Annotated in this window: 7 protein-coding genes and 1 pseudogene; all 8 read right to left on the reverse strand. The window is 38.6% G+C overall.

Features of this window, described 5'->3' with window-relative positions; translation table 11 throughout:
- Window positions 1-132 precede the first annotated feature (132 nt).
- Entirely contained in the window at window positions 133-1,362 is a 1,230-nt protein-coding gene (locus CLV58_RS27670; protein ID WP_106141088.1) for a WcaI family glycosyltransferase, read from the reverse strand.
- 7 nt (window positions 1,363-1,369) lie between these two features.
- A complete protein-coding gene (locus tag CLV58_RS27675; protein WP_106141093.1) occupies window positions 1,370-2,110 on the reverse strand; it encodes a glycosyltransferase family 2 protein in 741 nt (246 codons plus the stop codon).
- Window positions 2,111-2,149: 39 nt separating this feature from the next.
- On the reverse strand, window positions 2,150-3,433 hold the full coding sequence (locus tag CLV58_RS27680; RefSeq protein ID WP_106141089.1) for an oligosaccharide repeat unit polymerase: 1,284 nt from the start codon (window positions 3,431-3,433) through the stop codon (window positions 2,150-2,152).
- Window positions 3,434-3,436: 3 nt separating this feature from the next.
- Window positions 3,437-4,324, reverse strand: coding sequence for a glycosyltransferase (locus CLV58_RS27685; protein ID WP_170108822.1), 888 nt, complete (start codon window positions 4,322-4,324; stop codon window positions 3,437-3,439).
- A 25-nt stretch (window positions 4,325-4,349) separates the two neighbouring features.
- The gene (locus CLV58_RS27690; protein WP_106141091.1) at window positions 4,350-5,084 is read right to left on the reverse strand and encodes a glycosyltransferase family 2 protein; all 735 of its coding nucleotides are present in this window, start codon (window positions 5,082-5,084) and stop codon (window positions 4,350-4,352) included.
- A gap of 619 nt (window positions 5,085-5,703) precedes the next feature.
- Window positions 5,704-5,802: pseudogene (locus CLV58_RS29340) on the reverse strand (integrase core domain-containing protein); the annotation flags it as partial.
- 140 nt (window positions 5,803-5,942) lie between these two features.
- Window positions 5,943-6,329 carry an IS110 family transposase gene (locus tag CLV58_RS28915; RefSeq protein WP_245882492.1) on the reverse strand — a complete coding sequence of 129 codons (387 nt, stop codon included), beginning with the start codon at window positions 6,327-6,329 and terminating at the stop codon, window positions 5,943-5,945.
- Window positions 6,330-6,452: 123 nt separating this feature from the next.
- A complete protein-coding gene (locus CLV58_RS28920) occupies window positions 6,453-6,968 on the reverse strand; it encodes an IS110 family transposase (protein ID WP_245882493.1) in 516 nt (171 codons plus the stop codon).
- Window positions 6,969-7,245 lie beyond the last annotated feature (277 nt).

Genomic DNA, 7,245 nt, shown 5'->3' on the forward strand with positions numbered 1-7,245 from the left:
TAACGCCTGATGAGGTCGGAAAGGGCAGTGAAAAGAGAACAAATGACCGTCCGATCCTCAATCGCTGAGCGGTCCAGTATTTGGGGGGAGGTCAATCACCCAGGATGTGCACTAGAAATGTGAATTCAAGAATCATTTTGCCATAGATTGAAGCATTCTTTCATATCTAGAGAGAATCGCACTTTTGTTTAAAAAATTCTCTGCATAAGTTCTTGCGTTTTCTCTTATGGTCGAAAGCTCACTAGAGTTAAAGGCGCTAATTATTGCATCTGCCAACATTGTTGCTTCTTCCGGTTCAACAACCCACCCTAGCTTATATTCAGTAATTGTGTCACTTAACGATGTTCCCTTATCAGCTGATATAATTGAAGCTCCCCCCATAGCTAAAATAGCAGTCAACTTAGAAGGCATCACTAAATCAGAAGTGGCTCGTTTCTGGATAACAAGATGAATATCAGCCATAGCTAGTAAACGAGGTAACTCCTCAAATGACCGCAGTGGAAAAAAAAACAAATTATTTAACCCTCTTTGAGTAGCTGAATTTTGTAAACGTTCACGTGCGACACCCTCTCCGGAAACTACAATTTTTATATTACTGTACTTTCGAAGTTTAAATGCTGTATCGATAAGTACCTCTAAACCTTGTTTCTCCCCAATATTGCCGGAGTATAATGCTATCTTATCTGTGTTTAGAAAACTTAATTCTGACCTAAGAGATTCATTAAAAGTCATAGGCTTAAATGTATTAGTGTCTACCCAATTCTCAAGCATGAAATAATTTTCATTACTAACACCCTTACTTAAAATATTACGTTTCATACCCTCACTGATGCTGGACACTTTATCAGCCTTTCTCAGAAGAAACTTTTCGCTCAAATCAAGTATATTCAAAAATTTTTTACTTTTTATCAAGCCTAAACTTCTCGCTGCATCTACTTGTAGATCCTGAACATGAAATATAAATGAACTACCGCGTATTTTACTATATAAGAAAGGCAAAAATCCAACGTGAAAAGGTGGGCAAACTGCAATGACGACGTCATATTTAGTGAAACATAGTCGTGCCCAATGAAACAACGATCCAATGACAAATGATAGTTCGTGAATGATACGAGTTTTGCCATTGACTGTAGAAGGAACATGCAAGGGTGTTCTGTAGACGGTTAAACGTCCCCTACTTTCCTTCAACCACATTTTTTTTCGGTACTGTGGATGAACACGCCATTCGGGATAATAAGGGTGCGCGGTGATGACATCCACTTTATGATTGTGTTCAGCCAACCATTCCGTCAACTCCCCATTGAATCGACCTGAGCCTGCTACCTCTGGTGAGTAACTTATACTGTACAAAAGAATTTTCATATGTCAGCTAAGTACGCCTAACTATTCGATTCACCAACGCCGTCGTGATTAAAAGACGTGAACGGACTTTTATAATCAAGCCATTCGGACTTGTAGCATTAATTTCTGTTGGACTAGCATTTCCACTGTGCCGCCTGTAGGATGATAATGTCTCCGGCAGGAATTTAACTTTAAAGAAAATATTCCCAATTAAACCAATCCAAACATCGTGGAATAACAGCATTTTACTTGTTTTCTCCAATTGCTTAGGAAATGGCAAAATTCTTTGCAGAACATGTCTGTTAAAAGCCATACAATTTCCCAAATAAGAGTTTTTTATAAAATTCTTTAAAACACCTGGTCCAGCTTTATATAAATCAAAATATGAAACACCTATCTGCCTACCATTACCATCTATAAAATCACAATTACTAACAACTAAATCTGCTTCGCGAAGCTCATGTAGAATCCGATCAACTTTGTTAAGTTTCCAAACATCATCCTGATCTGAAAGAAAAATATACTCCCCTTTCGCGTGTTTAAGAGCGTGTTCAAAATTAAATACTGCCGATTTAAATGTCTGACCCGGCAATATTGAAATTCTATCATCATTAAAGCTCTTTATAATTTTAAGAGTATCATCTGTTGATGAATCATCAGACACAATAACCTCATCATTAGCACCTAATTGAATCAAAATCGACGCTATCTGCTCTTCGATAAAGCTAGCTCCATTGTAGGTGGCTAAGCAAACGCTAACTCGTTTCATCATCATTTACCTATACGAAAGCATTACAAAAAAATTAATTTAATAATGCAATTTATAAAATCTAATTTTGCCATGTATAATCAAATTTACTAACAAATACACTGGCACAACAAAAAATAAGGTGTAAAATACCTGAGACACAAAAAAAGTAACTTCATTTGTCAAAGCACTAGCTTGTTGAAAAATGCAACAAATCAGAACAAACCAAAAAGCAGAATAATAATTCGCCTTAAAATAATACTCTCGAATGAAAGCGTATACTGCACCCACAATCATGCTGTACAGAAATGCCCCAAAATACCCAAAAAATATTTGACCTTCAATATAATATGCGGTATTAGGTCCTACTATTGTACCCACCATCATTGGGAAAGCATTCATCACCATCACGTTACCCAATGCTTCTTTAGGTGTCACTATTCGTAGAAAGCCTAATATTTGATCGAAAAAGTATGGTATATATTCCCAAAAGTGAAACTTATCAAAATACTGCTGGTTAACAGGCAAATAAAAATAAAGAATAGAATCTGCACCATATAATAACCTTCTAACAAACGCAAAAATAGTCTGATCTGTGTCAACACTCCCTTTTGATAAAACTATAAGTGCTACGCCTAAAACAAGTAACAAACCCAAAGGTGTAATCCATTTAAACTTCTTTGTAATATTTTTATCACTGAAAAACCTATGATTAACTAATAAGAGAAACGTAATTAAGATACGAATTAACCCAGCTTTAGATCCTTCTAGAGCAGTCAAAATAATTACTACTAACAACAGCAAGAAAAATATTTTTTTTCGTTCTAGAAGTGCAAAAAAAAGCAAAGTGGTTAACACAAAATTACCTAAACCTATATTAATCAGTAATATAATACCAAATCCTTCAACAAAATTTTCAACCTTCGCCACAGTTGGATCGTCACTAAGCAGGGGAAAACCAGTTGTATAAAACAAAATGGTATTAGCTATGAAATAAATACCGAATAAACAGTAAAGAGTTACTTTCAATACCTTGTAATCAAAAAAGTCATTTATCGAAATAGAAAAATTAGTGTAGCATATGTATTTCTTAAAAAAATTCATTACAATATAAAAACCTAAAAAGAAAAAAACGTGGCACAAAAAAAAGTGAATTAAATCAGCAACATCGCCATTTAAGACATTAATAACAAGAACGCTTGAAAAAGATAAAGTGAATACATAATAAATAAAGAGAGGATCTAATATCGAGTATATATACCGTTTGTAAAGCAAAAAATACATAAGAAAAAATCCCAATGCACATAGTATAATTTCGGGCAGAGCATTATAATCTATATCCATGTGTCAATATTTTTCGCCAGTATTATACTCACCGAGTTTACCATTCCATCCATGATTAATCCCTTTCATTAACATTCCTATTCGTTCAAATCGATTTTTTTGTAGAAATAAAGCTTTAATCCATCTTTTAGTCAATTCTTTGATGACCGTGTATGCAAATCTAGGATTCTCTTTGAAATCTCGACGTACCATGTACACTCCGTTGCGAGCGAAATAATATAAACGAGTGGGCGAATGGCTCCCATAAGTAAAAAGCACATGTTTTCCGACCGTAATTTGTTGTGTGTATCCTAGCCGATGTTCTAAACAGATATTTTTCATTTCAACCACTGAAAACCCAGCACGATTCAGACGCAACCCATATTCATGATCTACATGATCGATAAAAAAATCATCCCTGAACAAGCCAACAAGTTGAAAAGCTTCTAAGCTAAGTAAATTTCCTGACGTCAGAGTGTATGGCAATTCTTTTGAAGAAACCTTATCTAACTTAAAATCTTCTAGAGGTCGAGTATGATGATGCCCCGACAAGATACCGATTTGCCGGGGATATTGATTCCAAAAATTCACCATTTCATGAACCATACCATGTGGTGTACGCGTGTCATCATCCATGGTCAACAAAACCATGAAGCCATCGCTTATAGCTCTATTAGCAGCCCAATTCAGCGCGGTTGCTATGCCCTTATTGCCATTAAAGGAGTGATAAATAACTTTATTCTCTCTACTGAGAAGCTCTATTAACTCGTAATTAGGCTGCGTGGAATTGTCAACCACATATAACTTTTCAACTTGACATACATATGAAGCTATGTTACTATACACACTATAAGAACTGTTGTACAGAACTACAACGCCAGCGATTTTTGAAAGATTAATAATTGTCGACACTTGCCTGATCTATTTTGTCAAAAACTTATTTTAATCTAAGTAAGTTTTTTATAAACATTTTTGTTCTAAAATACGAATAATATGAATTAATAATGAAACTCATCAAACTATTTAAAATTGGTTTTTGCAAATAAATTCCTCTTATTTCGTTTATATCTTTACTAGTCAAAATATCACTTTTGCCTCCTGAAGCGAATACAGCAACATTATATGGTATGTATAGATGTTTATCTTTGCTTAAATAAATTCTTAATGTCAATTCATAATCTGCACATATATCGAACTTCTGATTATAACGAAAATTGTTAAATAAACGTCTATTATAAAAAGCGCTTTGATGGTGTAACCTATTTTCTAATAAGCATCTCATCCCGATTTTAGAGCGCATAATGTAATTATTATTTAATAAAACGTTTCCATAGACCACTGCAAGATCACCTTTTAGGTAGCTACTTATTTTTTCCAGAATACCATCACAAAGTATATCGTCAGCTCCTAAAAAATACATCCACTCTCCAACAGCGCGATCTATACCTTTATTCATAGCATCAAAGATACCTTTGTCAGGTTCACTGATCCAACCGCCAAGGTGCATTTCGTATTTACGAATGATATCTACTGTACCGTCCGTGCTACCCCCATCTACAATCCAATATTCAAACAAATCTCTTTTTTGACTCAATACGCTTTTAATAGCAGCTTCAAGAGTCAACTTAGCGTTGTAAACGACTGTTACAATGGTGATTAGTGGTTTTGCCATGTACTGTTGACTAGCTACTGTTCCGCATATATATATGCGGAACAGTCAATGATTACTTCTTAAAAACGTATTGGGAAATCTTCATTGGGTGTAGTCTTCATCTTATTGCAAAATAACTTGACTATTAGCCAATCACATCCAGACTACCGTAGAAAAATCATAGACTTACAGCCCCTAACAATCCGGCGAAAGAAGTTTGTCTACAAAAATAATCTGCTCAATGACTCACCGTTTAGCGATGGGCACAAAACTACGTATTGAATCAAGACATGTACCCCTCTCAAACCGGGTCGCCGGGGGGATCAATACTTCACTCGAATAACTCGTTGCAAATACGCCATTGTAAGCGTGATCGCCAAACAGCTTTTCCATTTATTACCCGAATCTTCGTAAGATACTGATCATTATCGATACAGTTAGTGATCCATCGGCCCTGTTGACCACAATCTCAGTTGCCATCCATAAGTGGCTCTGTGATATTGTCGTGCTGAATCGGACGGCGTTCTTGAGTAACTTCCCTCATTATGAAAACTCTGTACTATTCCTTGTTCAGTAGGCCAGTAACGGTTAGAGCCTAAGCCGCTTGTTTGTACTCCACCGGTGTTAAAAAGCCCAGGGCCTAATGAGGACGTCTAGTGTTATAATCGTCCAGCCATCCGTCAACTATCTCTCGAACCTGCGCCAAGTTGGCGAACGAATATGCATTCAATACTTCTCGTTGGAAGCTATTGGACTTGCTACATTTGACTGGAGACGGATTTTAGGCACATTGGGGAACAGCCCCCAAAGGACTCATGAAGAAAAGACGTGTATTTGACTTGGCATTCAAACGAATGGCCCCGCGCCTATTTCTATGTATTAAGCAAGGGCTGGGGCGTAATTTTTGTTGTATTTTTGGCCTCGGCGCACAACGGCGCAGACGCAATGAATGAGCTTGTTGCGAGCCGCATTGAGCACCAACATGGGTGGCTTACTTTCGCCTATCTTACGGGCGTAGCAGTCCTGAAGGTCTCCTTTCACCTGGATCGCTGACATAGTACCTAAGTGGATAACCGCTTTCAGCCGTTTGCGCGCTTGGTGACTCACTTTGGTTTTGCCTCGTATGCTGATACCGGAACGATATTCAAATGGAGCAACACCAGCATGACAGGCTAATTTTTTAGGATCATTGACGGTCTGCATTTCATTGATGGCCACCAGCAGTTCAGTGGCGATCACGGGGCCAACCCCCGGCACGGAAACCATTAGGTCGAACAATTCTTTTAAACGGACATCTGCCTGAATTAGGTCGTGAATTTGGGCTTCAACCGCCTTTTTCTCCTTTTTGAGGACCGTTAGTGATTTCTTGACATTCCCCTTTAGCGTCTTCTAGAGGGTTTTGCTAATGAATGTCTCTTGCTCGGCTACCGGAACCGCCAGCAGATTGTAAGACTGATTGAGCCGTTGACGAGTGGTGCTTAGAAAGGCCAGTTTTTGCACTACTTCGAGTGGGCGCTGCCAGAGCCGCATCTGATCGCGGAAGCGATAGGCATACTGAGCAATGCGCTGGGCATCAACTTTGTCGCCGGGCCGCCGGGCGGTCTTGCCTCGTTGCATCCCGCCTGCCTGTTTGATTTGTAGGGAAGACTCTAACCAAACATTGAATTTTGACTCGTAGAGTACCTCCAGAGCATGAGCATTATAGATGCCCGTGTGTTCCATACAAAAGACAGCTTCAGCCGGGTTCCAGCCCGGCAAAGTTTTTAGCTGAGCCAAGGTCTGCTTGATACTTTTGAGGGTATTGTCAGCATGTAGGCTCAGCACCATCCCTTGCTGCGAATGGTAGACGGCCCAGTCCAGGGTCGCTTTGGCAATATCAATGCCGACGAAGTAGCAAAAGTCCATAACAAGGTTTAGTTTTGGATGAACGGTCCGCTGTAGCGGTAGTCAACATCTTGCTTTTCTCGAACCCTTTTGTGGGCCACCAACCCTAATTTCTATTCGAGTCTTATGGCAATGAAAACAGAGAGGGACATAAATCGGCGCATATGTCTAACTCCTCGGCAGACCGTTAGGATAGCCCTCTCTGTCCTTACCCCCTTCGGTGAGCCAGTTTTGACTGGAGTCTAGGCCGCCTGCCGGTATTCAACTGGGGTCATAAACTTCAACGCTTGGTGGGGGC

It is taken from the genome of Spirosoma oryzae, from assembly GCF_003002825.1.
Classification (GTDB): Bacteria; Bacteroidota; Bacteroidia; order Cytophagales; family Spirosomataceae; genus Spirosoma; species Spirosoma oryzae.